Source organism: Raineyella antarctica (genome assembly GCF_900092135.1).
GTDB classification, from domain to species: domain Bacteria; phylum Actinomycetota; class Actinomycetes; order Propionibacteriales; family Propionibacteriaceae; genus Raineyella; species Raineyella antarctica.
Map to the genome: position 1 here is coordinate 1 of NZ_FMYF01000014.1, position 26,344 is coordinate 26,344.

The following is a 26,344-nucleotide window of genomic DNA, read 5'->3' on the forward strand; positions in this document are numbered from 1 at the left end:
GCGGAGATCTCGAACTCGAGGGTGATCTTGTCGGAGACGAGGACGCCGCCGGTCTCGAGGGCGGCGTTCCAGACCAGGCCGAAGTCCTTGCGGTCGACGACGACGGAGCCTTCCAGGCCGAGGCGGGTGTTGCCGAAGGGGTCCAGGGCGGCACCGGCGTACTCGAAGTCGATGGTGACCGACTTGGTGACGTCCTTGATGGTCAGGTCCCCGGTCACGGCCAGCACGTCGCCGGAGGCGGTGATGTCGGTGGAGGTGAAGGTGATGGTGGGGTAGGAGGCGACGTCGAAGAAGTCGGCGGACTGCAGGTGGCCGTCGCGGTCGGGCGACTTGGTGTCGACGGAGGCGACCTGGATCGTGACGTCGATCTTCGCACCTTCAAGGTTGCGGCCGGTGGTGGCGGTGCCGACGAACTCGCCGAAGGAGCCGCGGACCTTGGTCACCATCGCGTGGCGGGCCACGAAACCGATCGTGGTGTGGGAGGCGTCGAGGGTGTAGGTGCCCTCCAGGTCGTTCAGCGGGCTCGAGGCGGGAGCAGCAACGGTGGTGGTCTCGGTGTCGTTCTTGCGGAAGAGATTGAAAGCCATGTTGGTACCCATCGGTGAGTCGTGGTTGATGTTTCAATAGTACGCACTGCAACAACCGTTTGTCCAGTCGTCAACTATTTCGAGTGCGGGGTGGTGCCCTGGCTGAAGCAGTGCTGGCTGCCCGACCCTTGCAATTCGCTGTCATAGCGTGGATCGCGAGGTGATCGAACCTGGGGGGGAAGGTGGCAGGCTGTTCCATTACTGGATCGGAGAGCCTGGTCGGTGCTGACCGGAGGGCGCGGGGGCCCGGGTCGATCATGTCGCCTCGGGGGTCACTGCCGGGAAGCTGCGGCGGCTCCGTGCCGCCATGGACGCGGTGCCGAGCACCCGGGTCCGCGTTCCCTCAGCGGGGCGTCTTCTCACCCGCCCGCACCGGCACCGTGACGTGGTTGCCCTCGATCGGCGCCGGGCAGGTCGCGTACGCCGTGAAGGCGAACCACATGTCGACCGTACGGTTGAAGTCCAGCACGACCGTCCCGTCCGGGTCGGGCTCGGCGAACTTGAGCTGGCGCCATGCGGGAGTCTCGTCGCCATTGGTCGGGTCGTGGAACTCCACGCCCAGGCCGTACTTCATCGACGTCACGGTCAGCCGCTGCGGGCGGCCGTCCAGGGTGAAGCGGACCTCGCCGGAGGCCTTGACCGACTGGCGCAGGTCCGGACGGATCGTGGCGACCTCGGTCGGGCGCAGCTCGTCGTACGGCTCGTACGTCCCCTCGATCACCCAGTCGGGGTCGAAGTCGAAGTGCTCCACCCCGTCGAACGCCTCGCGGGCCGCCGAACTCTCCGCGCGCAGCCGGATCGCCAGCCGGCCCCCGCGGCGCAGCAGCTCGACCTGGACCTCGCCGAAGTCGACCCACGGCAGGCGTCCCGCCTCGGCCACCGTCAGCGTGCTGGCCCCGTCGAGGGTGACGCCGTCGATCGTCAGGCCGTCGATCGCCGTGGCATCGAGGCGGGCCTCCGCCTGGGTCGCCGACCAGGTGCCGGGCAGCCCCGGCAGCGGACCGGGCTTGGTGGGCAACCAGTGGAAGCCCTGCAGGGTGAGCCAGCCGTGCGGTTCGACCAGTTCGGCCTCGCGACGTGCCCGGAAGGTGTGCCAGCTGTCGATGTCGTACGCCTGGGTCATCCTCGTCCTCTGCTCGATGTGCGGTTGCACCATTCCACCATTGTCCGCACGGGAAGTGACCCACCCGCCTCCCGTGGTCAGGTCTCCAGGGGGTCCACGCAGAACTGCTGGTCCGGTGCCCGAGGGGCGGGATCCGGACCAGCAGTGGAGTCGGCGGGGCGGGGCAGATCGTGCTCCGCCTCGGTGGATGATGACGCCTCAGTAGACGATGACCTTGTCCCCGGTCCTCACCTCCGCGAAGATCGTCGCGATGGTGGCCCGGTCGCGGATGTTCACGCACCCGTGGCTCGCCCCGCGGTAACCGCGGGCGGCGAAATCGGGGGAATAGTGCACCGCTTGCCCACCGCTGAAGAACATCGCGTACGGCATGGAGGTGTGGTAAAGCGAGGAGACGTGGTAGCGGCTCTTCCAGTAGACCTTGTAGGACCCGCTTCGGGTGGGCGTCTCGGCGCTTCCGAAGCGAGCGTCAAGGGTGTAGATGACCTTGCCGTTCTTCATGTAACGGACCTTGTTGTCCTTCTTGCTGACGCACAGGACCCGGGCGCCCGTCATGCAGCGCGAGTCGCTCCCACTCGAGGCCCTGCGCTGGCTCATCAGCAGATTCCATTTCGCTGAGTTGACCACGATGGTCCCGTTCACCGAGACTCCCCGGGTGCGACTGTTGGCCTTCTCCCAGTTCATCAGGGCGCTCTTCGTGGAGCTGCCGAAGTAAGTGGTGTAGCCGCGGGAATAGGCGAAGTAGTCCCGCTGCTTGTTGCGGTCGAGAGCCTCCTGCAAGGTCCTCACCTGGCCACTGCTGACGCCATACCTGAGAGTGGGGGAGGCTGCTTCCGCGGTGGCCGGCTGATAGGCGGCCACCGCGGTGACGACCAAGAGGACAAGGGCAAGAAGGGTGGCGAATCTGGTCTTCCGAATCATGGAACTACGGCTTTCGACGTTGTTGGACTGACAGGTTGGGCAATGTCTCGCGCGCGACATGACAGACCCAACGGCGGGGGGAAACCGTTGAGAGGGGCACTCGTTGCTGCCGGTGACGGGGACGTGTCGAGCCGGGATGTGCAGCAACTGGGTGACCCTGAGAGAACAATGAGTAAATGCTAACTTCGCCGAACAGCGGGGGTTCAGCCCGGCGTCATCACACTTTGATAGCGGAGGGGGCTTTCCCCGGTGTCGTGTCGCACACATCTTCGGCCCGGCCAGCATGCCTCGCAGGTCGCACGTACGGGTGGAACACTGGGCGCATGGCCATCGAGCGGCTCGATCCGGCCGGTGCCCTGCGCCGGATCGCGTACCTGCTGGAGCGCACGGGCGCCGAGACCTACCGGGTACGTGCCTTCCGTAAGGCTGCCGACACCGCCGAGCACGTCGGCCCCGACGAGCTGCGCCAGCGCGCAGAGGTGGGCACGCTGACCGACCTGCCGGGCATCGGGAAGCGTACGGCTGCCGTGGTCGCCGATGTGCTGGCCGGGCGTACGCCCGGGTACCTGGCCGAACTCGAGGATGAGGCGTCCGCGCCGCTCGGCGGGGGAGAAGCCATCCGACGCGCCCTGCGCGGCGACCTGCACGTGCACTCGAACTGGTCAGACGGCGGCAGCCCGATCCCGGAGATGGTGGCCGCGGCCGCCGACCTGGGCCACCGCTATGTCGCTCTGACCGACCATTCGCCCCGCTTGACGGTCGCACACGGGCTGAGCGCGGACCGGCTGCGGGAACAGCTGGACGTGGTTGCCGAGCTGAACCGGCGACAGGAAGGCATCCGGGTACTCACCGGCATCGAGGTCGACATCCTGGAGGAGGGCACCCTCGACCAGGAGCCGGGGCTGCTGGAGGGCCTCGACGTGGTCGTCGCCAGCGTGCACTCCAAGCTTCGGATGCCCGCCGACCAGATGACCCGGCGGATGGTCACGGCGATCGCGAATCCGCAGGTCGACGTGCTTGGCCACGTCACCGGTCGCCTGGTCACCGGTGGTCGCGGCACCCGTCCGGAGTCGTCGTTCGATGCCGACCTGGTCTTCGCCGCCTGCGAGCGGTTCGGGGTCGCGGTGGAGATCAACTCCCGGCCCGAGCGTCTCGACCCGCCGATGCGGCTGCTGCGGTCGGCGGTCGAGATCGGCTGCCTGTTCGCCATCGATACCGACGCCCATGCCCCGGGCCAGCTGGCCTGGCAACCGTACGGGTGTGAACGCGCCGAGGACGCCGGGGTCCCGCCCGAGCGGATCGTCAACACCTGGCCGGTGGAGGACCTGCTGGCGTGGACCGCCGGATCCGGGACCCGCGGGCACTAGCCTGTCGACATGGCCACCCGCGCCCCTTCCCGTGCCGTCCCCTGGTTGTGGCTGTCCGTCGCCGCAGCGGTGCTGGCCATCGCCGGCAGCGTGGTCGGACTGGCCTGGCCCCGGCCGTACGCCGGCCTCACCCCCGCGTTCTGGCCCCAGGCGATCGCCCAGGACATCGCCAACCTGGTCGTCGCCTCGCCGCTGGTCCTGGTCAGTGCGGCGCTGGCGCTCCGGGGCTCGGCCCGGGCCTACCTGCTGTGGCTCGGGGCGCTGTCCTTCACGGTCTACAACTACGTGATCTACACCTTCTCGATCCCGTTCGGACCACTGTTCCTGCTCTGGGTCGGTGTCCTCGCCCTGTGCACGTTCGCCCTCATCGGCGGCCTGGCCGAGGTGGATCGTACGATCGCGCAGCGGTTCGCCGGCCCCCGGCTGCTCACCGCCGTCGGGTGGGTGCTGGTCGTCGCCGGGGTGCTGTTCGCATTGCTGTGGCTGTCCGAGGACGTGTCCGCGCTGCTCTCGGGTACCCGCCCGGCCAGCGCCGCGGAACTCGCCCTACCGACCAACCCGGTGCACGTCCTCGATCTCGCCTTCTTCCTGCCGGCGGTCATCGGCATCGGCGTGCAGGTGCTGCGGCGCCGCCCGTACGCGGTGGCGGTGGCCCCGGTCCCGCTGGTCTTCCTGTTGCTCACCGGTGTGCCGATCCTGATCACCCCGGCGGTGCAGGCGGCCAACGGCCTTCCCGCCGGCTGGAGCGTCGCGCTGCCGATCGGGGTGTTCACCCTCGTGGTGCTGGGGTTGCTGGTGTGGCTGCTGGCGACGCTCCGGCGCCCGCGGACCGCCTGACGTCCAGGGCCCGCAGGACGATCTTGCGGAGCTCGTCGAACCACAGCACGACCGATCCCATCGCCACGCAGGTCGCCCACTGGGTGAGGGTGAGGGGGGCGGTGCTGAAGGCCGTCTGCAGCAGCGGCACCTGCACCACCAGCACCTGCAGCACCACCACAACCCCGATCGCGCCCCACAGCCAGGGGTTCACGAACAGCCGGTGGAACGCCGACGACGTCTCCGACCGGGAGTTGATCGCGTTGAACAGCTGTGCGAAGACGAGCGTGGTGAAGCCCGCGGTCTGCGCCTCCTGGAAGCTGTGCTGGCCGGGCAGCAGTCCGCCGGGCAGGAACATGTCGATCGTCGCCAGGGTCGACAGGCCCATCGCCGCACCGACCAGGATGATCCCGAGCCACATCCGGTGGTCGATGATCCGTTCGGCCGGGTTGCGCGGAGGCTGGCCCATCACGTCGTCGGTCTGCGGGTCGATGCCCATCGCCAGTGCCGGCGCGGAGTCCGTGACCAGGTTGATCCACAGGATCTGGGTCGCCAGCAGCGGCAGGGCCAGCCCGCCACCGACCGGCGACTGCAGCCCGATCACGCCGGCCAGGACCACACCGAGGAAGACGGTGAAGACCTCGCCCATGTTGGAGCTGAGCAGGTAGCGCAGGAACTTCTTGATGTTGGCGAAGATCACCCGCCCCTGCCGGACGGCCTGCACGATGGTCGCGAAGTTGTCGTCGGCCAGGATCATCTTGGCCGCGTCCTTGGTCACCTCGGTGCCGGTGATCCCCATCGCGATGCCGATGTCGGCGGACTTCAGGGCCGGGGCATCGTTCACCCCGTCGCCGGTCATCGCGACGATCCGGTCGTCGGCCTGGAGCGCGTCGATGATCCGCAGCTTGTGCTCCGGCGCCACCCGCGCGTACACCGAGACCTCGCGGGCCGCCTGCCGGAAGCCCTCGTCCGACAGCTCGTCGAGCTGCACCCCGGTCAGCGCCCGGCCGCCCTCCTCGATGATGCCGAGGTCGGCCCCGATCCGGGCCGCGGTGCTCGGGTGGTCGCCGGTGATCATGATCGTACGGATCCCGGCCCGGTGCGCCTCGGCGATCGCCGTGCGCGCCTCCTCGCGGGGCGGGTCGATGATCGCGACCATCCCCACGTACACCAGGTGGTGCTCGATGGCGTGGTCGAGGTCGGTGCTGACCTCTCGCGCGGGGACATCGCGGTAGGCGACCCCAAGGGTCCGGTAGGCCTGGGAGGACAGCGCCTCCACCTCGGCCAGGACGTGGTCGAGTACGCCCTGGTCGAGCGGGCGGACCTCCTCCCCGACCCGGTAGCTGTCGCAATGCGCCAGCAGCACGTCGGGCGCGCCCTTGGTCATCAGCCGGGTGCGTTCGGGGTGGGCCTGCAGGGTCGACATCATCCGGCGCTCGGAGGTGAACGGCACCTCGGCGATCCGCCGGTAGGCGTCCATCCGCTGGGTGCCGCCCTCGAGCTTGCGGACGGCGACCAGGAAAGCCCCCTCGGTGGGGTCGCCCTGCACCGTCCAGTCGCCGTCGGTCTCGGTGAGCTGCGCGTTGCTGGACAGGGATCCCTGCACCAGGAGGGCCCGGGCCTCGCTCAGCTGCGGCCCCTCGGTCAGCAGTCGCCCCTCGACCAGCGCCTCACCGACCGGGGCGTAGCCGGTGCCGGTCAGGTCGACCGTGCCCGAGGCGGTGACGACCTTCTGGATGGTCATCTCGTTGCGGGTCAGGGTGCCGGTCTTGTCCGATCCGATCACCGAGGCCGAGCCGAGCGTCTCGACGGCGTGCAGCTCCTTGACCACCGCGCGTTGCCGGGCGAGCTGCTGGACCCCGATCGCCAGCACCACCGACAGGATCGCCGGCAGGCCTTCCGGTACGGCCGCGACCGCCAGCGAGACCCCGAGCAGCAGCACGTCCACGAAGCCTGCGCCGGTGCGGACCCCGTTGACCAGGACGAGCGCGACCATCACCACCACGGCGATGGAGACCACGACGACCCCGAGCATCCGGGAGACCAGCGCGATCTCGTGGGTCAGCGGGGAGTCCTCCTGCTCGGTCGTGGCCAGCATGTGCGCGATCGCGCCCATCTGGGTGTCCATGCCGGTCGAGGTCACCACGGCGCGCCCGACCCCGGTGGCCACCCCGGTGCCCTTGAAGACCATGTTCGTACGGTCGCCGAGCGGCATCGGCGAGGGGAGCGGGCCGGCCTGCTTGGTGACCGCACTCGACTCGCCGGTCAGCGAGGACTCCTGCACCTGCAGCGCGGTGGCGGTGAGCAGCCGGGCATCGGCGCCGACCGCGTCCCCCTCGGCCAGCAACAGGATGTCGCCGGGGACGAGTTCGCTGGACGGGACGACGGACTGTCGTCCATCCCGCAGCACCGTCGACCGGGCGGCCGTCATCGAGGCCAGCGCCGCGACGGCGGTGTCGGCCTTGCGCAGCTGGGCGTACCCGATCACGGCGTTCAGCAGCAGGATCGCCAGGATCACCACGACGTCGACGGGCACCCCGACCGCGCCTTCGAGGATCCAGGCGGCCAGGGAGATCGCGACGGCGACGAGCAGCAGGTAGACCAATGGGTCCTGGAACTGGCGCAGGAACTTCCGCCACCAGGGCACCGGAGGGGCACCCTGCAGGTCATTGGGGCCGTACGAGACGAGCCGGGTGGCGGCCTCCGCCGAGGTCAGGCCGTGCTCCGGGGCGACGTTCAGGTCATCGGCGACGTCCGGGGCGGGCCGAAGGGTCACATCGCCCGGTGTGTCGGCCTCGGGCAGGGCCGGTGGTGACATCTTTTCGCTTCCCACACCGTCCACGGTAGGTCCCCAAGGTCAAGCGCGCGGGGTGTCGGGGTGCGGGATCGGCGACAATGGTCCTCACCCGTTCCGCGCCAGGAACACCCACCGGGAACACCCCATGAAAGGGAGCACCCATGAAGGGAACATCCATGGCGGAGCCGCCGACCCCCACCGAGGAGGTGGCCTGGCTCACCGGCCCGGCCGGACAGGCCGCGATCGCGGAGGCATTCGCGCTGCCGGACACCGAGGCGCCCTCGGCCGTGGAGCGGATGCGCAAGCGCCACGGACCACACGCCGCGGCCGCGCTGACCCAGGCCGAGCTGCGGCACCGCGCCCGGGCGAAGTTCGGCGAGGAGGCCGATGCGCTGCTGCTGACCCGGGCCGGCCTGGAGCAGGCCACCCGGCCGGCCGTCGCCCTCCATCGGGCCCGGGTGCTCGCCACCGCGGGCGCTCGCCGGGTGCTCGACCTGGGCTGCGGCCTGGGGACCGACACGGCGGCGTTCGTCGAACTGGGGATGGAGGTGGTCGCCGTCGAGCTGGACCCGACCACCGCCGCGTACGCCGCCGCCAACCTCGCCCCCGCCATCGCGACCGGCCAGGTCCGGGTGCTGCAGGGCGATGCGGTCGAGCTGCTGGACCGGCTGTGGTCACCGGGGACGGCCGCGTACGCCGATCCCGCCCGCCGCACCGGGGCGGGCCGCTCCTGGAACCCCGCCGACTTCACCCCCTCGTGGGACTGGGCTCTGGCCCTGCTGGAACGCGCCGCCGAGGACGGGGGAGTGGGCTGCCTCAAGCTGGGCCCCGGGTTGCCGTACCGGATGATCCCCGAGTCGGTCGGTGCCGAGTGGGTCAGCCATCGGGGTGACCTGGTCGAGGTCGCCCTGTGGCGCGGCGAGGGCGGAGCGGCGCTGCCCGCACCGGGCTCGCGGACAGCGACCCTGCTCGCCGACGACGGATCCCTGCAGCAGCTGGTGGCAGAGGACCGGGCCACGCCGGTCCGGATGCCCGAGGTCGGGACGGTGCTGTGGGAACCCGACGCGGCCGTGATCCGGGCCGGGGCGGTCGATCGCCTCGCGGCGGCGCTCGGCGCCGGCAGGGTCGCCCCGGACATCGCCTACCTGGTCAGCGACGACGTCGCCCCGACCCCGTTCGCCACTGTCTTCCGCGTCCTCGAGGTGCTGCCGACCAAGGAACGCGTGCTGCGCGAGTGGGTGCGGGACCGGGAGGTCGGCCGGCTGGAGATCAAGAAGCGCGGTATCGACGTCGATCCGGCGGCCCTGCGCCGCAAGCTGCGCCCCGCCGGGCCGAACGCCGCCACCCTCGTCCTGACGCCCACGCCGGCCGGTGCCCGGGCGCTGGTGGTCCAGCGTGCGGCGAACCTGGTTCCCTCCCCACCGGTGGCGGGCTAGCCTCCGCGTGTGACCCAGGACAGAGACCCAGACCGTAATGCCCGCGCCGGCGGGCTCGTCGGGCCTGGCCTGGCCCTGGCCGCCGTGGTGCTGATGGCAGCCGCGCTGCGCCCGGGCGCCACCTCCGTCGGGCCCGTGATCGCTGAACTCCGCGCCGACCTCGGCATCAGCGCCACCACCGCCGGGGTGCTCACCGCCCTGCCGGGACTGACCTTTGCTGCCATCGGGGCCGTCGCGGTGGCGTTGTCGCGCCGGATCGGCCTGACCGGCGGACTGCTGGTGGGGCTGGTCGTCGTGGTGGCCGGCCTGCTGGCGCGGACCTTCACCGGCTCCACCGTGGCCTTCCTGGCCTGCACGCTGCTCGGTCTGGCCGGCATGGCGCTCGGCAACGTCTTGGTCCCGGCGTGGATCAAGCGGCACGGCGGGTCCCACGTCACCCGGCTGATGACCGCCTACGGCGTGACGCTGCTGGTCAGTGCGGGCATCGGGTCGATGGTGGCCTCGCCGATCGCCCAGCACGCCCCGGGAGGATGGCGGGCGGCCCTGGGCGTGTGGGGCCTGACCGCCGCGCTCGGCCTGGCGCCCTGGCTGGTGCTGGCCATCCGGGAACGGGCCGACCTCGCCGATCGTGCCGGCTCGCCCCTTCTTCCGCCGTCCGGCTCGGTGCTGCGCTCTCCCACGGCCGTGGCACTGGGCGTGTTCTTCGGCATGCAGGCCCTGACCGCGTACGTCCAGTTCGGCTGGCTGCCGCAGGTCTATCGGGATGCCGGACTCTCCGCCACCTCGGCCGGCGCCCTGTTGGCGATGATCTCCGGGATCGGGGTGATCGGCGGGTTCCTGATGCCCGGGTGGGTCGCCACCGCCTCGAACCTTGCCCCGGGGATCTGGGCCTTCGGCGCGCTGACCATCGCGGGCTGGGCCGGACTGCTGGTGGCGCCGGCGCGCGTGCCGTGGTTGTGGGCGCTGCTGCTGGGCTGCGGCGGCTGGACGTTCACCGCGGCGATCGCGATGATCACCGCCCGGTCCAGGGACCCGCACGTCACGGCGCGGGTCTCCGGCTTCGTCCAGCCCTTTGGCTACCTGCTGGCGGGGATCGGTCCGCTGCTGGTCGGCGTGGTCTACCAGGCCACCGGCGGCTGGACGGTGGTGCTCTGGGCGATGATGGGCGTGGCCGTGGTGATGACGCTGTCCGGATTGCGTCTGGCGCGTCGTACGTACGTTGACGACGAGCTACATGACCGGGCGTAAACTTGCAGATGGTCGCCGGCGGCCGTCAACAAAGGCTGTCCGGGGCACCGCACCTTGCGAGGTTCATCATGTACGCCAGAATCGTCACCACTGCAGGCGTCTACGACCGGGATGTGGTCGTGGAATTTCTGCACACCGGAGTCGTCCCCATCTTCGAGGGGATCCCGGGATATCGCGGTCTGACCGCGAGCTGTGATTCCACCGGAACCGTGTGGACCCTGGCCAGCTGGGAAACGCTGGAGTCGGTCCTGATCACCGAGGAGCTCTCCGAGCACCTGCAGGAGATCTGGCTCGGGAGCACCCACCGGCAACTGCGGTCCGTCCGCACCTATGAGATGCCGTTCGAGTTCGTCGCCGATCCGGCCCCCACTGTCGGCTGCACCCTTCAGGTCCTCCCGTACGACATCGATGATCCGTCGATGCTCGAGATCGGCGTCGGACTCCTGATGGGCGAGACCCTGCCTGCGCTCGCCAATCTATCCGGCTGCCGCGCGGCCCGGCTGCTGGTCGACCGCGACACACGCAGGGGCAAGGTCGGCACGGTATGGGACGACCCCGCCGCCGGGCGCGACGCCTTCGCCGCCCTCGCCGATGCACGACAACGTGCCACCCTGAGGGGGGTGACCTTCCACGAACCCTCGGATCGAGAGGTCATCTTCGCCCACGTGCTGAGCCACACCGGCTGACCGCTCACCCGCTCGGTCCGCGCATCGCATACCTGGCGTGGCGCCTGGGGGCCCGCTCCGACCCGCGGCGCTGGGGCGGCAGGACTTCCGGGATGCCGTCAGGCCCCATCTGCACCTCCCAGCGGGAGCCGGGTTCCGACCGGGGGTCCGGTTCGACCAGGGCATGGTGGTGGCGGCACAACAGCACGAGGTTCGGCAGCGCTGTGGCGCCGCCCTGGGCCCACGGGATGATGTGGTGCACCTCGCAGTGGCGAGGGCGATGGTCGCAGCCGGGGAAGGCACAGCCGCCGTCGCGCAGGTGGACGGCCTGGCGCAGGTCACCGGAGACCAGCCGCATCGTCCGCCCCACGTCGAGGAGCTGGCTCGGGCCGCCCAGCACGACCGGTAGCAGATCGGCATCGCAGGCCAGGTGACGCAGCTCGCCGGCGGAGATCGGTTCGCCGGAGTCCGCGAGCACCCCGATGCCCAAGCGCTGACGCAGGTCGTCGGCCCACGCGATGACCGTGATCCGAGGCCTGTCCCCGCCGTGGAAAGGTGCCCGCGCCTCGCTGCAGCAGGCCCGGACGATGCTCATCAGGGCATCGGCGCGCCGCTGGTCGAGGGTGGGCGGGACGTAGGCGGGGTCGGCGCCCTCGGCATCGGCCTCGTCGAGTCGCCGGGCCCGGTCGACGTACGCGTCGAGCTGGGTGATCAGCTCCTCGGCCTCCAGGGTGGGGAGCTTGACCCGGAAGAACACCGATCCGTGGCCGTCGCGGGCCCAGGTGAGCCGCCGTCGACGCTGCGCCCGCGCATGCTGCTGCTCGAGGGCGCGCCGGAGCGCCTCCTCGGCGATCTCGGGAGCCACCACCTCCAACGCGTGGGCCGCCAACCGGCGCAGCTCATCCGGGTCGAAGCGGTCCAGGCACCCGACCAGGAACCGCTCGACGGCATCGGCGATGTCCGCCGGCAGGTCCTCGGGGAGCTCGGACAGGCCGGTCAGGAGACCGCGGCACTGCTCGGGGGACGCGTTCCCGCGGGCCAAGGCCGCCCCGACGTGGGGATGACCGGCCAGGTCGGCGGCCGAGCGGACGGCACCGTTGGCCTGCCGGGCCGTGACCCGGTTCGACTCGCGCAGCCAGGCGTTGGTGGGGCAGCCGGCCAGCGCATCGGTGGTCCCTCGGGTGTCGATCTCGTGCACGATCCTCAGGTCCGCGGCCTGCACCATCGAGGTCAGGCCCTGCAACGTACGTGAGGCGGCAAGGAGATCTGCATCCGGAAGGCCGGTCGGGCTCGCGGACAGGAACCGCTCGACCTCCGCGACGGCGCGGGCCAGCGCGACGGGTGGGGTCCCGTCCGGCTGCTCACTGGTGGCTGCGATCGTGTCCATGGCTCGTACGCTACGGAGACCCTCTGACAATTTTCGTACAGGTAGCCGATTCACCTGGTGTCGGGTCGTCGGGTCGCTGGGGTCTAGAGGCGTCGGGGTTGTCGGGGTTGTCGGGGTTGTCGGGGTTGTCGGGAGGCTGAGGGGTGCTGCAGCCCGGACGCGCGGCGGTGTCAGACTGACGCGATGGAACAGGTGTCGGGTGAGGTGGGGGCGAACCAACCGAGTGCCGACGTACCGAGTGCCAACGCTCCCAGCGTCAACGAACCGAGTGCCAACGCTCCCAGCGTCAACGAACCGAGTGCCAATGCTTCGGTCCTCGCTGCCCCGACCAGCGCACGTCCGGTCCTGGCCTGGATGCTCGCCGTCGGCCTGCTGCTCCACGCCCTCACCGCCTCGCTCCTGGGTAGCGCCCTGATCGACTCGTCCTTTCCCGACAGGCCCCGCCCCGACGACCTGCTGTTCACCCTGTTGCCGTACGTGGGGGCGGCCCGCTACCTCACGGTGGTGGCGCTGGTCGGCGGCTTCGGCGCATTCCTGGTCGACACGCTCCGCCGTGACCGTACGCGCCTGCCGGAGTACATCAGCGTGTTCGCCCTGATGTACCTGATGCGGGCGGTGATCATGGTCCTCACCCCGCTGGGCTCCGCCCAGGGGGAGGGTGCCTTCGTCTTCAGCCAGCAGCAGTTCGGCATGTTCCCCTCGGGCCACGTCGCCGCGTGCACGCTGTTGGTGATGCTCACCCCGACCGACCGGGGGCCCTGGCTGCCGGGCTTCCAACAGCTGTTGCTGGTGCTGATGTGCGCCGGGCTGCTGCTCGCCCACGGCCACTACTCGATCGACGTGGTCGGCGGCCTCCTGCTCGGCCACTTCGTGGTGCACACGTGGCGCTCGGGCCGGCTGTTCGCCAGGTTCAGGCGAATCACCGGACCATGATCAGGTGACGGGCATACGCTCAGCACACCCCGGGACACCGGGCGACGGCGCGGGCCCAGGAGGACGGATGTTCTTCACCAGGCGGAGAGACGGCATCCATCTCCCCGACGTCCCTGCGATGCGCCGGATCATGCCGTACCTGATGCCCACCCGCCTCGAGTCGACGATCTACTACCCGCAGCGACTCGAGGTCGACCACCTGCTCGACTGGCTGGCACAGGTCAACGAGAGGCGGCCGCGGGCGGAACGGATCACGTTCTTCCACGTCTTCCTCGCGGCCTTCGCCAGGCTCTTCCGGCAGCGTCCGGAACTCAACCGCTTCATCGCGGGCCGCCGCACGTACGCCCACAAGGAGATCAGCTTCTCGTTCGCGGTCAAGAAGGCGCTGACCGACGAGGCGCCCGAGACGCAGGTCCGGTTGGTCTTCACCGGGGCCGAGACGATTGACGAGGTCCGCGACATCGTCGACCGGGAGGTGGTCCGGGCCCGCGGAACCGATCGTAGTGGCAGCGATGTCCTGACCGACGTCCTCGCGTCCTGGCCCCGGCCCGCCCTCAACGGCCTGGCCCGCCTGCTCTGGGGACTGGACGACCACAACCTCCTGCCCGGCTTCCTGCAGGACGCGATCCCGCTGTACGCCAGCGCCTACATCGTCAACCTGGGCTCGCTCGGGGGAGAGGCGCCGTTCCACCACCTCTACCAGCGCGGGACGGCCAGCGTGTTCGCCGCGATCGGAGCGATCCGGCCGGAGGCACTGGTGGACCAGCAGGGCCACCTCATTCCCGGCAGGTGCGTGACGATCAGCTACACGATCGACGAACGGGCCACCGACGGCTTCTACTTCGTCCACAGCGCCCACGTCCTGCAGGGGCTGCTCGCCGATCCTGAGCAGCTGACCCGTCCCCCGACGGACTGAGCGTGCCGGCCCCCGTTGTCGGAGGTCGTTGCTACGCTCGCGCTGCCCGGTCGATAATGGAGGCCAGGCGTTTGTGACGGCACCCCGAGATCTGGAGAGACCATGGCCGAGACTCCGCGACCGCCCCGCAACGAGACCTCCGTCCCGATCCACGATGCCCTCGCCGGCCGCTGGAGCCCGCGTGGCTTCGACCCCGAGTACGTAGTGGCCGAGGGCGACCTGACAGCACTCGGCGAGGCCGCCCGCTGGGCCCCGTCGGCGAGCAACCTGCAGCCCTCCCACTTCATCGTCGGCGCCCGGGGGACCGGGACGTTCGAGAAGGTCTACGCCACCCTGGTGGACTTCAACAAGGCCTGGACCCCGCGCGCCTCCCTGCTGATCGTTGCGGTCGCCGAGCTGGAACGCGAGGGCAAGCAGCTGCGCTGGGCCGAGTACGACCTGGGCCAGGCGGTGGCGCACCTCTCGGTCGAGGCCGAGTCCCGCGGGCTCAACGTCCGACAGATGGGCGGCTTCGATGTCGCGGCGCTCCGGGCCGCCTTCGACCTGCCGCCGGAGCTGGAGCCGGTCAGCATCGTCGCCGTCGGCAAGTACACCGACGCCGACGACCTGCCCGAGGGCATCCGGGAGCGCGATGCCGCCCCGCGTACGCGCCGGTCCCTGGAGGAACTCGCCATCATCCTGGACGCCTGAAGGATGAGATGGACGCTGCTCGGCGTCCTCTCCATGGATCCCGAGCGCCTGCAGTGACCTCAGGCGGTCAGGCGTCCTTCAAAGGACGCCTGGTTCCGCTCGGGCCAGTGCCGGACCACGGGCTCTACACCGGCGCGCCCGGGGGTGGCGAGAACGGCGACATATCCCGGTAGCGGGGGACGCAGTTCGCGACAGTCACCTGTCGGTTCGACGGGACCGGGATCGTCGGCGGTCGACTCGGCGCCGGTCCACCCAGCAGCACCCGATCCGCCCGCCTTGACCAGGGCCTCCCGGCAGGCCCAATCCTGTCCGCCGTCCGGGTCGGACAGCTCCGACAGCCGTTGGACGTCCACCCCGACCGGCCCGTCCGGGGCGACGGCGACGACCACCAGCAGGCCCGAGTGCGAGACGGAGACCCACGGGCACGACGAGCCGGGTCCCAGGATGCGGGGCGCGCCGTGCTGCCCACCGCAACGCCCGCAGGTCCTGTCCACGACCACCTCCGTAGGCTCCACGCCCAGGTGGTCGGCCACCGCCAGGCGCAGGAGGGCGGCGCCCAGCAGGGAGCGGCCCTGGTCGGCCGGCCGCAGCAGGGATGCCACCCGCGCCTCCTCCGTCTGGTCAAGGAGGCCCAGGAGTCGTCTGTCAGCAGAGGCAAGGGTCGCCCACCACACCTTGACGGACACGATGTACCTCCCGATTTTCTCTCTAGGTTAGCTTAGGCTAACCTTTCCTATCGTGACTCCTGTAGCCGCCCTGGCCAAACGCCGTGGCCCGCTGCTGACCCCGTCGATGGAGACGACGTCAGCCGAGCGGCCGGCGCTCTTCACCGTGTCCGGTGATGCCCTGTCCCACGAGCAGGTGGGGGAGCGGGTCGACGACCTCGTCCGCCGCCTCCCCGACGTGGCCGATGGGCGATGCCTGGTGCACCTGCCGCTGCGTCCGGACCTGGAGAGCGTGCTCGGCTACCTGGCCACGCTCGAGGCCGGCCACGTCGCCCTGGTGACCCCCGCGGGAGATGCCTCCGCAGCGATCCTGGACCGCTATCGCCCGGACGTGGCCGCCACCGGCGATCCGGACGATCCCTTCCAGGCCCTGACCTCGGTCCCGCAGCACGTCCTGCACCCTGACCTGGCGCTGTTGCTGAGCACCTCCGGCAGCACCGGTTCGCCCAAGCTCGTCCGGCTGTCCCACCAGAACCTCCGCAGCAACGCCACCGCCATCGCGACGGCGCTACGGATCACCGAGGCGGACCGGGCCATCACCAGCCTTCCCCTGCACTACACCTTCGGGCTGTCGGTGCTGCACTCCCACCTGGTCGCCGGAGCATCGGTCGTCCTGCACGACGGGTCGGTGATGGAGGATGCGTTCTGGCGCGCTCTCGACGACCTCGCGGTCACCAACCTGGCCGTCGTGCCGCACATGGTGGAACTGATGGAGTCCACCGGCGTCCTGGAGCGGCCGCACCCCTCCCTGCGCCTGGTCGCCCAGGCCGGCGGCCGGATGCATCCCGACCACGTCCTGCGGACCCACGCCCTCGGACGCCGAAACGGCTGGGACCTGGCGGTCATGTACGGCCAGACCGAGGCCACCGCGCGGATCTGTGTCCTCGACCCGGCGACCGTGGCCGCCAACCCGGATGCGGTCGGCCGTCCGGTCGCCCGGACCTCGGTGCGACTGGACGCCACCGTGCCCGAGGCGACCGACGGTGCCGGCGAGGTCGTCGTCCGCGGTCCCGGGGTGATGATGGGCTACGCCGAGCATCCCGACGACCTGGCCCTTGGCGCCATGCTGACCGAGCTGCGGACCGGCGACCTCGGCCGGCTGGGCCCCGACGGCCTGTTGCGGCTGGTCGGGCGACGATCCGGCTTCGTCAAGGTCATGGGCGTACGGATCGACGTCGCCGCCGTCGAGGACGCCCTCGAGAGTGCCGGGTTCACCACCTGCGTCGGCGGGGACGCGGACCGCCTGACAGTGCTGGTCGAGCCGCAGCCGGGCCGCCCCGCCACCAGGACCGCTGCCGACGCACGCCGCCTGGCCGGCCGCTCCTCGGGGCTGGGCCGTGCGGCGGTCGCCGTCGCCGTTGCCGAACTACCGCGGCTGCTCAACGGCAAGGTCGACCGGCCCGGCGCCGCGGCGCTCGTCCAGGCCTCCCACCAGCAGGCCGCCGCCGAGACCGGTGCAGGTGCCGGAAGTCCCCTCGGGGTCCACCCCTCGCCCTCGGCTGCCGTCGCCAGAGTCATCGGCGACGTGCTCGGGACCGAGGCGGTCGACCTGGACCGTACGTTCGTCCAGCACGGCGGTGACTCGCTCAGCCACGTCCAGGCATCGATCCGGCTGGAGGGCCTGGTCGGGCCGCTGCCCCGCGGCTGGCACCACCGACCGCTGGCCGACCTGGTCGACCTGGCCGATTCCCGCCAGCCCGATTCCCGCAGCGCCGTATCCCGAGGCGCCGATTCCGCTCACCTCGATGCAGACCGCACCGGCTCGGGGCACTGGCGCACGGTCGAGACCGACGTCGTGCTGCGCGCGATCGCGGTCATCACGATCTGCGGTTCGCACGCCCAGCTGTTCCACGTCCTGGGGGGCGCCCACATCCTGCTGGCTGTCGCCGGCTTCAACGCCGCCCGGTTCGGCCTGTCGGTCCCCACGATCGGCGGCCGGTGGCGAGCCACGGCCCGGGTACTGCTCGGGGTGGCGATCCCGACAATGGCAGTGGCGTTCTTCGGCATGGTCACCACCGGGCGCTACGGCTGGGCGAACATCGCACTGAGCCAGTGGCTGATCGGCGACCCCACCCTCGGGCCCACCCGCAACGAGTTCTGGTTCATCGACGCCCTGGTCGCCTGCCTGCTGGTCCTCACCGCCGTGCTGTCGATACCGGCGATCGGGCGGGCCTGGCAGCGGGACCCCTGGCGCGTCGCAGTGGTGGTCGGCGTCGTGGCACTGGTTCCGCGCTTCGTCATCGTGGCCTGGTCCGGCGGCCACCTGCAGGCGATCATGCCGACCACGTTCTGGTTGTTCGCCCTCGGCGCGGCCGCCGCCTCCGCCGCCTCCGCGGGCACCCGTCGCCGCCGACTGCTCACCCTGGCCCTGGCCAGCGCCGGCGGGCTGACCTTCTTCCCCGACGACCCCGCGCGCAACCTGCTCATCCTGGCCGGGCTCGCCGCGCTGGCGCTGCTGGACCGGGTCCGGATCCCCGCCCCGGTCCTGCCGCTGGTCAGCCTGCTGGCCTCGGCCTCCCTCTACATCTACCTGGTCCAGTTCCTCGTGCTGTCCCAGTTCGAGAACGACGTCGTCGAGACGGTCGCCGCGATCGCCACCGGATGCCTGGTCTGGCGCCTCGCCGCGCACCCGATGCGCCGCCTGCAGGACCTCGTCCCCCCGCCCACCCGATGAACCGATGAAGATGAGACGGAAGACCGCCATGTCCAAGAACCGCCACCCGCTGATCGCCCTGCTGCTCGCGCTACCCCTGGCCCTGTCGGCCTGTGCCGGTGGCGGGAACAGCGGGAGCCAGGACGCGTACGCCCCGCAGCCGCAGACGCTGCAGATCTACTCCTCCCAGCACGTCAACGTCACCAAGGCGCTGGCCGAGGGGTTCACCGCCAAGACGGGCATCAAGACCCAGGTCCGTGACGGCGAGGACGCCTCGATGGGGCACATGATCGTCAAGGAGGGTGACGCCTCTCCGGCCGACGTGTTCCTCACCGAGAACTCCCCGGCCATGACGGTCGTCGAGCGCGCCGGCCGGCTGGCACCGGTCCAGCCGGCGACCCTGGCCCAGGCCCGCGAGGGACTGGCGCCCTCCAGCGGCCTATGGACCCCGATCGCTGCCCGTTCCACGGTGCTGGTCTACAACAAGGACAAGATCAGCGAGGCCGACCTGCCGAAGTCGATGATGGACCTGGCCGACCCGAAGTGGGCCGGCAAGTGGGGTGCGGCGCCGGGCGGTGCGGACTTCCAGGCGATCGTGGCCGGCATGCTGGCCGAGCGAGGGGAGCAGCAGACCCGGTCGTGGCTGGAGGCGCTGACCAAGAACGCCAAGGTCTACAACAACAACATCGCCACCATGAAGGCCGTCAACGCCGGCGAGGTCCCGGTCGGCATCATGTACCACTACTACTGGTACCGCGACCAGGCCGGTGACAAGCAGGGCAGCGCGAACACGGCGCTGCACTTCTTCGGCGGCGGTGACCCGGGTGCCTTCGTCAGCCTGTCGGCCGGCGGCGTCCTGGCCTCCTCCGACATGCCCGAGCAGGCCCAGCAGTTCCTGGCCTACGTGACCGGCCCCGAGGGTCAGCGCGTGATGGTCGACAGCGGCTCGATGGAGTACGCGATCGGCAAGGGCGTCCCCTCCGATCCCGCCCTGCCGCCGCTGGACAGCCTGCAGGCACCGGCCGTGGATGCCTCCCGCCTCAACTCCGACGACGTGATCTCCCTGATGACCGATGTCGGCATCCTCTAGGCCGCGCGGGGTTGCCCTGGCCGCCGCCCTGGTCGCCGCGCTCACCGTCCTGCCGCTGCTGGTGATCCTGCCCAGCGCCGTGTCGGTCGGCGCGGAGAGCGCGGCGGCCTACCTGCTGCGGCCCCGGGTCGGCCAGCTCTTGGCCCACACCGGGATGCTCGTGGTCGTCACGGTGCCGGCGTCGATCATCATCGGCGTCCTGGCCGCCTGGCTGGTGGAGCGCACCGCGCTGCCCTGGGCCGGGTTGTGGCGTACGTTGCTGCTCGCCCCGCTGGCCGTGCCGGCGTTCGTCAGCGCGTACGCCTGGGTGACGGTCGCACCGTGGCTGACCGGCTTCACCGGCGCGGCGCTGGTCACCACGCTCTCGTACTACCCGTTCGTCTTCCTGCCCGCGGCCGCCATGCTGCGCACGCTGGACCCCGGTGACGAGGAGGCGGCCCGCTCCCTGGGGCTGTCGCCGACCGCCGCGGTCGTGCGTACGGTGCTGCCCCGGCTGCGCCCGGCACTGAGCGGCGGTGCGCTGCTGGTCACGCTGCACCTGCTCGCCGAGTTCGGCGTGCTCCAGATGATGCGGTTCCAGACCCTCACCACCGCGATCATGCAGCAGTACGCGGTCGGGTTCAGCGACGCTGCCGGCAGCCTGCTCGCCTCGGTGCTGCTGACCCTGTGCCTGCTCGCTCTGGTCCTCGAGCTGCTCGCCCGTGGCCGGCGCCGGGTGTCCAAGATCGGACTCGGTGCCCAGCGTCGAGCCGTTCCGGTCGCCCTCGGCCCGTGGACCGCTCCGGCCCTGTTCTTCCTGGCCGTCCTGGTCGTCCTGGCGCTCGTCGTCCCGCTCGGCACCGTCGGGCGATGGCTGGCCCGTGCGGACATCGCCGGCGACCTGGCCTCCGGGCTGGTGCAGGTCACCTTGAGTACGCTCGGGCTGGCCCTGCTCGGCGCGCTAGCTGCCACCGCAGCGGCCCTCCCGGGGGCCTGGCTGCTCAACCGGCACCGCTCCGGCCTGACCCTGCTGCTGGAGCGGGTCACCTTCCTCGGCAGCGCCCTGCCCGGTGTCGTGGTCGGCCTGGCCCTGGTCACCCTGGCGGTCACCTGGGCCAGGCCGGTCTACCAGACCGTTGCGCTGGTGATCATGGCGTACGCCATCCTGTTCGTGCCCCGCGCGATGGTCTCGCTGCGTGCCGGCCTGGCAGCCTCGCCGCCGGAGCTGTCCGAGGCTTCCCGCTCGCTGGGCCAGGGCGGGACGGCGACACTCGTACGGGTCGTGCTGCCGCTGATGGCACCCTCGGTGCTGACCGGCTTCGTGCTCGTGGCGCTGGCGGTGGGCACCGAACTGACCGCGACCCTGCTGCTGGCGCCGACCGGGGTCGACACCCTGGCGCTGGCGTTCTGGCGCGCGGCCAGCGAACTCGACTACGCGGGTGCGGCGCCGTACGCGGCGATGATGATCGCCCTGTCCGTACCGCTGACATTGCTGCTGCGGCGGCAGATCCTGGAGGAACGATGAGTGAGGTGAGGCTGCGCGGCGTGACCGCCGGCTACGGTCGCGAGGCAGTGCTCGACCACGTGGACCTGACGGTCCGCGAGGGCACGACCACCGCCGTGCTCGGTGGGTCGGGCAGCGGCAAGACCACCCTGCTGCGGGTCATCTCCGGCTTCCTGCGGCCCGGGTCCGGCACCGTTGAGGTCGGGGGTCGTACGGTCGCCGGTCCGGGGGTCTGGGTCCCGCCGGAGCGCCGGGGCGTGGCGTACGTCCGCCAGGAGGGCGCGCTGTTCCCGCACCTGTCGGTGGCCGGCAACATCGCCTTCGGCCTGCCCTGGCCCCGGCGTCGCCACCGCGACCGGGTGCTCGAGCTACTGGAGCTGGTCGGCCTGACCGCCGACCTGGCCGACCGCCGCCCCGACCAGCTGTCCGGCGGCCAGCAGCAGCGGGTGGCCCTGGCCCGTGCGCTGGCCCCGCGCCCGGAGCTGGTGCTCCTCGACGAGCCGTTCTCCTCCCTCGACGCCGGCCTGCGGGTGGCCACCCGCGAGGCCACTGCCCGGGCGTTGCGCGCCAGCGGTGCCACCGCCTTGCTGGTCACGCACGACCAGGGCGAGGCACTTTCCTTCGCCGACGAGGTGGCGATCCTCACCCTGGGCCGGTTCCGGCAGGTCGACCGTCCCACGGTGGTCTACCGCGAGCCGGTCGACGCCGAGGTGGCGGAGTTCCTCGGCGACGCGGTGCTGCTGGCCGGTACCGCTGCCGATGGGCTCGTCGACTGCCGGCTGGGCACCCTGCCGGTGGGTGGTCCGGTGCCCAGCGGCGAGGTGCAGGTGATGGTCCGGCCCGAGCAGATCACGCTGACCGAGACCGGAACCGGACAGCTGGACGCCACCGTCCGCGCCGTCACCTACTTCGGGCACGACGCCGTGGTGGAACTCGACCTGGCCAACGACGCCGCGCACCACCCGCTGCGGGCCCGGGTCATCGGCCTGCACCCGCCGACGCCGGGCGACCGGGTCGGGGTGAGCGTGGTCGGTTCCGTCCGCGCCTTCCCGCGCGGCCGGACCGCCGCAGGCACGGACCTTCCGGTGGCCGAGGCGAGCTGAGGGACGGGCGCCGGGGCCACTCGGTGCCCGGACCGGGGCCGCTGGGTCAGCCCCGGCGCGCCTCGAACTCGAGTCGTACGTAGTCGATCACCGGCGCATCCATTGCCCCGGCGACCGCGTCGACGTACGCCTCCCGGTCCTCGGCGGGCAGCTCGCGCAGCACCGCGCCGAGGATCACCGTGGCCAGGTACGGCCGCAGCGTACGTTCCTCCAGCACCAGCGGATCGGGCCGCAGCCGGACGGCGATGTCGGTGAAGCCGGCCCGCTCCAGGGCCGCCCGGGTCGCGACGTCATCGGCGAAGTGGGTGGCGTCGGCGGGCTCGTCCACCCCCTCGACCAGCCGCCGGGCGCGGTGCACGTTCTCCAGTTGGCCGGCCCCGCCGGCCTCGGCGACGAACCGGCCGCCCGGCCGCAGCGCCGCAGCGACCGAGGCGAACACCGTCGCGTGGTCCGGCAGCCAGTGCAGCGTCGCCACGCTCATCGCCGCCTCCACAGGGACCTCCAGCGCGAAGGAACGGCGCAGGTCGGCCTCTCGCAGCACGACCCGGTCCCCGTACGGGGCCAGGGCCTCCCGGGCGGCCGCCAGCATCTGCGGGGAGGCGTCCAGGCCGACCACCCGGCAGCCCGGGTACTCAGAAAGCAGCGCCGCCGCATCCCGGCCGGTACCGCAGCCGAGCTCCAGCACGGTCTCGCCGTCGACCGGTGCCAGCCGGTCCAGGACGCCACGGCCCCAGGCTCGGTGGGGGAGAGGCAGGGCGCCGTACGTCGCGGCGTCCCAGTCGAGGGGAGTGGTGGCGGTCATGGGGCCATTCTGGTCCCCGTCGGGCCTCCGGGCTCAGCCGGCGGGCGGGATCTCGAGCGGGATCCCGGTCTCCTGCTCCGAGACCGCCCACAGCTCGTCGATCGCCCGGTCCAGACCGCGCTCACGGACCCGCGCCCGGACCGCCGGCCCGGTGGACCACCATCGCGGCACGTAGAACTCACCGCCGGTGGCGGCCGGATCGGTCGCCGCCCGCAGCTGCGGCAGCGCGCCATCGGCCGCGGACATCCCTATCCGGCTGGCGAGGACCTCGAAGAACCGTCCCGATCCGCGCACCGCGCCGGCCCGCACACTGGCCGGCTGCAGGTCGGTGTGCGCCAGGCCCGGGTGGGCGACCAGGCTCTCGGCCGTGACGCCGGCGCGCTGGAACTCGCGGTCCAGCCCCAGCCCGAAGTGGTAGTTGGCCAACTTGGCCCGGGCGTACGCGCGCCACGGGTCGTAGTCGCGCATCAGCGGGTCGTCCGGGTCCAACCGGCCGCCCTGCAGCCGCGCCATGCTGGTCGTCGTCACCACGCGGCCCCGCGGGGCTGCCAGCAGGGCCGGCATCAGCAGCGCGGTCAACGACCAGTGCCCGAGGTGGTCGATCCCGAACTGTGTCTCGAAGCCGTCGACCGTACGCCCCTCGGGGGTGGCCATGACTCCGGCGTTGTTCAGCAGGATGTCCAGCACCGGATGGGCGGCCAGGATCGCGGCGGCGGCCTCGCGTACCGAGGCCTGTGACCCCAGGTCGAGGGGGACCAGTTCGAGGGAGGCGTCCGGCACCCCGGCACGGATCGACTCCATCGCGCCGCGCGCCTTCGCCTGGTCGCGTACGGCCATCACGACGTGGGCACCGTGGGCGGCCAGGGCGCGGGTGGACTCCAGCCCCAGGCCCCCATTGGCGCCGGTGACCACGGCGACGACGCCGGTGAGGTCAGGGATCGAGGCGGCGGTGAAGCGACGTGCGGCCATGGGAGTCCTCAGGGTTGTCGTCGGACGGGCGCTGCCCAGACTAGACCGGCCCGGTCCCGTCGGTCGGAGGGAGACGCTCGGAGGGAGGACGACAGTGGCCGGCAGCACCCTCGGTGCCACCGGCCACTGTCGTTGTTGCTACGTACGTCGTGGTGCTACGTACGTCACTGACGTACGTACATCGTTGACGTACCTGCGTCGCCGGATCAGTCGACGATGTTCGCCGCGACGAAGCGCTCGGCGGGGCTCTGCTGGTGGCGCGTCTCGCGCGAGAGCACCACCGCGATGCCGCTGATGATGAAGAAGATCGTCATGTACAGCGCGAGGTGGGTCGTCGAGCGGGACGCGCCGACGAACTGGTTCGCGATGAGCGGGGCGACGCCGCCACCGATCAGCGAGCCGAACTGGTAGGTCAGCGACACGCCGGTGTAGCGGGCGTTGGCGTCGAACTTCTCGCCGAGGAACGCGCCGATCGGACCGTACATCGAGGCCTGCAGGATCGGGTTGCCGAGGATGAAGGCCAGCGCGATCAGCGTGGGCTGGTTGGTGTTGAACAGCGCGAACATGCCCCAGATCCCGACGGCGGACAGGATGGCCCCGCCGATCATCACCGGACGACGGCCCAGCCGGTCGGACAGCCACGCGGAGGCGGGGATGGTGAAGATGTGCAGGGCGTTGGAGAGCGTCAGCATCAGCAGCGCGTCGGAGCGGGTGACCGCGCCACCGGCCACCACGTACGGCACGGCCCAGACGGCCAGCAGGCCCTGCAGGAACAGCGGGGCGCCGGCGGCGAGGATGCCCAGGACGACGTCCTTGCGGTACTTGGTCCACATCTCCACAATCGGGACGTTGGTGTGCACCTCACCGCGGCGGCGGGCCGCCTCGAACTCCGGCGACTCCTTGATCTGGGTACGCAGGTAGAGGCCGACCAGCACCACGATGAAGGACAGCAGGAACGGCACGCGCCACGACCAGTCCATGAAGTCGTCGCGACGGGAGAAGACGGCCAGCACCAGGGTGGCGAGGACGGCACCCATCGGGGCACCGGCGATGGCCAGCGAGGCTCCGAAGCCCTTGGTCCCCTTGCCGGAGTGCTCCATCGACATCAGGGTGGCACCGGCCCACTCGCCGCCGACCGCCAGGCCCTGGATGATGCGGAGGAACACCAGGATGATCGGGGCGGCGACACCGATGGTGCCCGAGCCGGGCATCAGACCGATGGTGATGGAGACCAGGCCCATCACCAGCAGCGTGATGAACAGCATGCGCTTGCGGCCCAGCTTGTCACCGAAGTGGCCGAACAGCAGGCCGCCGATGGGCCTGGCCGCGTAGCCGGTGAAGAGGATGGCGTACGAGAGGGTCACGCCCAGGGCGGTGGGCAGGTTGGCGAAGAACAGGTGCGGGAAGACGAGGCCGGCGGCGGCACCGTACAGCAGGAAGTCGTAGTACTCCACGGCCGAGCCGATGAAGCTGGAAGCGCGGGCCCGCAGCGTCTGGCTGCGGTCGTGCTCCTCGAAGGTGGGGAGTGCGGTGGTCATGGGGCTCCTCAGGAAGCGGACGGCGGTGTCTGCTGGCCGGGCCGATCGGGGCGCGGGCCAGTTGTCGTACGGGACGACGGGAGAGGGGCGTACGGGGTCAGGCGGTGCTGGATCAGGCGGTACTGGATCAGGCGGTACTGGATCAGGCGGTGCTGGATCAGGCGGTGGTGGCGAAGAAGGCGCCGAAGCCGGCGATCCACTCAGGGATCGCGCGGTAGTAGCGCTCGCGGGTCACGTACGGTCCGGCGGACCGCATCGCCGCGCAGGCGGCCACCCAGCAGCGCACCTCGTGGCTCGAGTGGCCGGCGTCGAGGGTCATCTGCGTTGCGGTGTAGGCGTCGAAGGCCGTCACGTCGCCGGACTCGCACACGTCCAGGAACGCGTTGTCCCACTCGGGGTTGAGTTCCTGGATGTCGGCCTCGCCGGCGGCGAACTTCAGGCCGGTGTTGATCGTCTTGGCCTGCCGGGCGGCGCGGGCCTCCGGAGTGGGGTGGCGACCCTCCAGCAGGAACGCTCGCTGCGCCTCGGTGGCCTCGGCCCAGCGCGGCACCGGCGGGTCGTGCGAGAGGCCGCCGGACCCGATCAGCAGCACCCGCTCGTCGAGCGTCGCCAGGTAGTCGCCGAGGACCTGGCCCATCAGCCGGATCCGGCTTATCGGGACGAACGGTTCGGCCACGCCGTTGACGAAGACCGGCACGGTCGGGTACTTCGTGATCCCGCCGAGGACCGTCTCCGGGATCTGTACGGCGCCGTGGTCGAGCTCGGCGCCGCGGCTGATCGTCATGTCGATGCCGTGGTCGACCGCGTACTGGGCCAGGCCGGCGGCGATGTGCTCCGGGACGACGAACTCGTCGGCGGAGGTGTCGTAGTCACCGGCGCCGTGGGCGGCGTAGCAGATCGCGAACGGCGGCATCAGATCGTAGAAGAAGCCGTTGTAGTGGTCGGGTCCGAAGGTGACGACCAGTGTCGGGTCGACCTCGGAGACGAAGGCGCGGGCGCGGTCGAAGAGGGCGTCGACCTCCTCGCGGACGCCCTCGGCGGGCTCGTTGAAGCCCATCAGCGGGCTGTGCGAGATGCACATCAGGGAGAGGGACATCG

General features: G+C 71.1%; 22 protein-coding genes. 12 read left to right on the top strand and 10 right to left on the bottom strand.

All coding sequences use genetic code 11. The annotated features are described in order from the left end of the window. The 3 genes from GA0111570_RS15655 to GA0111570_RS15665 all read right to left on the bottom strand — a co-directional run. Positions 1-587 (bottom strand): YceI family protein (locus GA0111570_RS15655; protein WP_092613592.1); only part of this gene is annotated, 587 nt, incomplete at its 3' end. 343 nt (positions 588-930) lie between these two features. Beyond that, positions 931-1,743: a DUF1684 domain-containing protein gene (locus GA0111570_RS15660; RefSeq protein WP_217634218.1), complete on the bottom strand. Its 813-nt coding sequence runs from the start codon at positions 1,741-1,743 to the stop codon at positions 931-933. Positions 1,744-1,908: 165 nt separating this feature from the next. Next, positions 1,909-2,496: a L,D-transpeptidase gene (locus GA0111570_RS15665; protein WP_245703254.1), complete on the bottom strand. Its 588-nt coding sequence runs from the start codon at positions 2,494-2,496 to the stop codon at positions 1,909-1,911. Positions 2,497-2,951: 455 nt separating this feature from the next. Here GA0111570_RS15665 and GA0111570_RS15670 point away from each other — a divergent pair, with 455 nt between their 5' ends. Beyond that, on the top strand, positions 2,952-3,995 hold the full coding sequence (locus GA0111570_RS15670; RefSeq protein WP_092613480.1) for a PHP domain-containing protein: 1,044 nt from the start codon (positions 2,952-2,954) through the stop codon (positions 3,993-3,995). A 9-nt stretch (positions 3,996-4,004) separates the two neighbouring features. Further along, positions 4,005-4,832: a hypothetical protein gene (locus GA0111570_RS15675; RefSeq protein WP_092613482.1), complete on the top strand. Its 828-nt coding sequence runs from the start codon at positions 4,005-4,007 to the stop codon at positions 4,830-4,832. Here the strand turns inward: GA0111570_RS15675 and GA0111570_RS15680 are convergent. Continuing rightward, on the bottom strand, positions 4,765-7,644 hold the full coding sequence (locus GA0111570_RS15680; protein ID WP_245703255.1) for a cation-translocating P-type ATPase: 2,880 nt from the start codon (positions 7,642-7,644) through the stop codon (positions 4,765-4,767). The genes GA0111570_RS15675 and GA0111570_RS15680 overlap by 68 nt on opposite strands. 125 nt (positions 7,645-7,769) lie before the next feature. Between GA0111570_RS15680 and GA0111570_RS15685 the strand changes: the two genes are divergently transcribed. From GA0111570_RS15685 to GA0111570_RS15695, 3 genes are all read left to right on the top strand, one after another. Then, positions 7,770-9,044 carry a class I SAM-dependent methyltransferase gene (locus tag GA0111570_RS15685; protein ID WP_139283286.1) on the top strand — a complete coding sequence of 425 codons (1,275 nt, stop codon included), beginning with the start codon at positions 7,770-7,772 and terminating at the stop codon, positions 9,042-9,044. Positions 9,045-9,053: 9 nt separating this feature from the next. Then, on the top strand, positions 9,054-10,292 hold the full coding sequence (locus tag GA0111570_RS15690; protein ID WP_217634220.1) for an MFS transporter: 1,239 nt from the start codon (positions 9,054-9,056) through the stop codon (positions 10,290-10,292). 68 nt (positions 10,293-10,360) lie between these two features. Then, the gene (locus GA0111570_RS15695) at positions 10,361-10,978 is read left to right on the top strand and encodes a hypothetical protein (protein WP_092613490.1); all 618 of its coding nucleotides are present in this window, start codon (positions 10,361-10,363) and stop codon (positions 10,976-10,978) included. Between the two features lie 4 nt (positions 10,979-10,982). Here the strand turns inward: GA0111570_RS15695 and GA0111570_RS15700 are convergent, their stop codons facing one another. Next, a complete protein-coding gene (locus GA0111570_RS15700) occupies positions 10,983-12,344 on the bottom strand; it encodes an HNH endonuclease signature motif containing protein (protein ID WP_092613492.1) in 1,362 nt (453 codons plus the stop codon). A gap of 183 nt (positions 12,345-12,527) precedes the next feature. Between GA0111570_RS15700 and GA0111570_RS15705 the strand changes: the two genes are divergently transcribed. From GA0111570_RS15705 to GA0111570_RS15715, 3 genes are all read left to right on the top strand, one after another. Continuing rightward, the gene (locus GA0111570_RS15705; RefSeq protein ID WP_092613494.1) at positions 12,528-13,277 is read left to right on the top strand and encodes a phosphatase PAP2-related protein; all 750 of its coding nucleotides are present in this window, start codon (positions 12,528-12,530) and stop codon (positions 13,275-13,277) included. A 67-nt stretch (positions 13,278-13,344) separates the two neighbouring features. Further along, a complete protein-coding gene (locus tag GA0111570_RS15710; protein ID WP_092613495.1) occupies positions 13,345-14,193 on the top strand; it encodes a 2-oxo acid dehydrogenase subunit E2 in 849 nt (282 codons plus the stop codon). 102 nt (positions 14,194-14,295) lie between these two features. Then, the gene (locus GA0111570_RS15715) at positions 14,296-14,883 is read left to right on the top strand and encodes a nitroreductase family protein (RefSeq protein WP_092613497.1); all 588 of its coding nucleotides are present in this window, start codon (positions 14,296-14,298) and stop codon (positions 14,881-14,883) included. A 59-nt stretch (positions 14,884-14,942) separates the two neighbouring features. Here the strand turns inward: GA0111570_RS15715 and GA0111570_RS15720 are convergent, their stop codons facing one another. Beyond that, positions 14,943-15,485, bottom strand: a complete 543-nt coding sequence (locus GA0111570_RS15720; protein ID WP_092613499.1) for a 4'-phosphopantetheinyl transferase family protein — start codon at positions 15,483-15,485, stop codon at positions 14,943-14,945. A gap of 136 nt (positions 15,486-15,621) precedes the next feature. On the opposite strand from GA0111570_RS15720, the gene GA0111570_RS15725 reads away from it, so the two are divergent. The 4 genes from GA0111570_RS15725 to GA0111570_RS15740 are packed head-to-tail and all read left to right on the top strand — an operon-like array spanning position 15,622 to position 21,937. Continuing rightward, positions 15,622-18,282, top strand: a complete 2,661-nt coding sequence (locus GA0111570_RS15725; RefSeq protein WP_139283287.1) for an AMP-binding protein — start codon at positions 15,622-15,624, stop codon at positions 18,280-18,282. A gap of 28 nt (positions 18,283-18,310) precedes the next feature. After that, complete coding sequence (locus GA0111570_RS15730; RefSeq protein ID WP_092613594.1) at positions 18,311-19,351, top strand: extracellular solute-binding protein; 1,041 nt, start codon at positions 18,311-18,313, stop codon at positions 19,349-19,351. Next, a complete protein-coding gene (locus GA0111570_RS15735; protein WP_092613503.1) occupies positions 19,335-20,855 on the top strand; it encodes an ABC transporter permease in 1,521 nt (506 codons plus the stop codon). The genes GA0111570_RS15730 and GA0111570_RS15735 overlap by 17 nt, the downstream gene beginning before the upstream one ends. Next, complete coding sequence (locus GA0111570_RS15740; protein ID WP_092613505.1) at positions 20,852-21,937, top strand: ABC transporter ATP-binding protein; 1,086 nt, start codon at positions 20,852-20,854, stop codon at positions 21,935-21,937. Before GA0111570_RS15735 ends, GA0111570_RS15740 begins: the two co-directional genes overlap by 4 nt. A 46-nt stretch (positions 21,938-21,983) precedes the next feature. On the opposite strand, the gene GA0111570_RS15745 is transcribed toward GA0111570_RS15740, so the two are convergent. From GA0111570_RS15745 to GA0111570_RS15760, 4 genes are all read right to left on the bottom strand, one after another. Next, positions 21,984-22,739, bottom strand: a complete 756-nt coding sequence (locus GA0111570_RS15745; RefSeq protein WP_092613507.1) for a class I SAM-dependent methyltransferase — start codon at positions 22,737-22,739, stop codon at positions 21,984-21,986. Between the two features lie 33 nt (positions 22,740-22,772). After that, a complete protein-coding gene (locus tag GA0111570_RS15750) occupies positions 22,773-23,708 on the bottom strand; it encodes an SDR family NAD(P)-dependent oxidoreductase (RefSeq protein WP_092613509.1) in 936 nt (311 codons plus the stop codon). A gap of 206 nt (positions 23,709-23,914) precedes the next feature. Next, positions 23,915-25,246, bottom strand: coding sequence for an MFS transporter (locus GA0111570_RS15755; protein WP_092613511.1), 1,332 nt, complete (start codon positions 25,244-25,246; stop codon positions 23,915-23,917). A gap of 157 nt (positions 25,247-25,403) precedes the next feature. After that, positions 25,404-26,342, bottom strand: a complete 939-nt coding sequence (locus GA0111570_RS15760; protein ID WP_092613513.1) for a 3-carboxyethylcatechol 2,3-dioxygenase — start codon at positions 26,340-26,342, stop codon at positions 25,404-25,406. Positions 26,343-26,344 lie beyond the last annotated feature (2 nt).

What these genes read in the sequence shown, in the direction of transcription:
- GA0111570_RS15700 (WP_092613492.1), bottom strand. Translation starts at nt 12,344, where the DNA reads ATGGACACGATCGCAGCCACCAGTGAGCAGCCGGACGGGACCCCACCC.
- GA0111570_RS15760 (WP_092613513.1), bottom strand. Translation starts at nt 26,342, where the DNA reads ATGTCCCTCTCCCTGATGTGCATCTCGCACAGCCCGCTGATGGGCTTC.
- GA0111570_RS15660 (WP_217634218.1), bottom strand. Translation starts at nt 1,743, where the DNA reads ATGGTGCAACCGCACATCGAGCAGAGGACGAGGATGACCCAGGCGTAC.
- GA0111570_RS15670 (WP_092613480.1), top strand. Translation starts at nt 2,952, where the DNA reads ATGGCCATCGAGCGGCTCGATCCGGCCGGTGCCCTGCGCCGGATCGCG.
- GA0111570_RS15730 (WP_092613594.1), top strand. Translation starts at nt 18,311, where the DNA reads ATGTCCAAGAACCGCCACCCGCTGATCGCCCTGCTGCTCGCGCTACCC.
- GA0111570_RS15695 (WP_092613490.1), top strand. Translation starts at nt 10,361, where the DNA reads ATGTACGCCAGAATCGTCACCACTGCAGGCGTCTACGACCGGGATGTG.
- GA0111570_RS15740 (WP_092613505.1), top strand. Translation starts at nt 20,852, where the DNA reads ATGAGTGAGGTGAGGCTGCGCGGCGTGACCGCCGGCTACGGTCGCGAG.
- GA0111570_RS15755 (WP_092613511.1), bottom strand. Translation starts at nt 25,246, where the DNA reads ATGACCACCGCACTCCCCACCTTCGAGGAGCACGACCGCAGCCAGACG.
- GA0111570_RS15745 (WP_092613507.1), bottom strand. Translation starts at nt 22,739, where the DNA reads ATGACCGCCACCACTCCCCTCGACTGGGACGCCGCGACGTACGGCGCC.
- GA0111570_RS15685 (WP_139283286.1), top strand. Translation starts at nt 7,770, where the DNA reads ATGAAGGGAACATCCATGGCGGAGCCGCCGACCCCCACCGAGGAGGTG.
- GA0111570_RS15715 (WP_092613497.1), top strand. Translation starts at nt 14,296, where the DNA reads ATGGCCGAGACTCCGCGACCGCCCCGCAACGAGACCTCCGTCCCGATC.
- GA0111570_RS15710 (WP_092613495.1), top strand. Translation starts at nt 13,345, where the DNA reads ATGTTCTTCACCAGGCGGAGAGACGGCATCCATCTCCCCGACGTCCCT.
- GA0111570_RS15750 (WP_092613509.1), bottom strand. Translation starts at nt 23,708, where the DNA reads ATGGCCGCACGTCGCTTCACCGCCGCCTCGATCCCTGACCTCACCGGC.
- GA0111570_RS15675 (WP_092613482.1), top strand. Translation starts at nt 4,005, where the DNA reads ATGGCCACCCGCGCCCCTTCCCGTGCCGTCCCCTGGTTGTGGCTGTCC.
- GA0111570_RS15705 (WP_092613494.1), top strand. Translation starts at nt 12,528, where the DNA reads ATGGAACAGGTGTCGGGTGAGGTGGGGGCGAACCAACCGAGTGCCGAC.
- GA0111570_RS15735 (WP_092613503.1), top strand. Translation starts at nt 19,335, where the DNA reads ATGTCGGCATCCTCTAGGCCGCGCGGGGTTGCCCTGGCCGCCGCCCTG.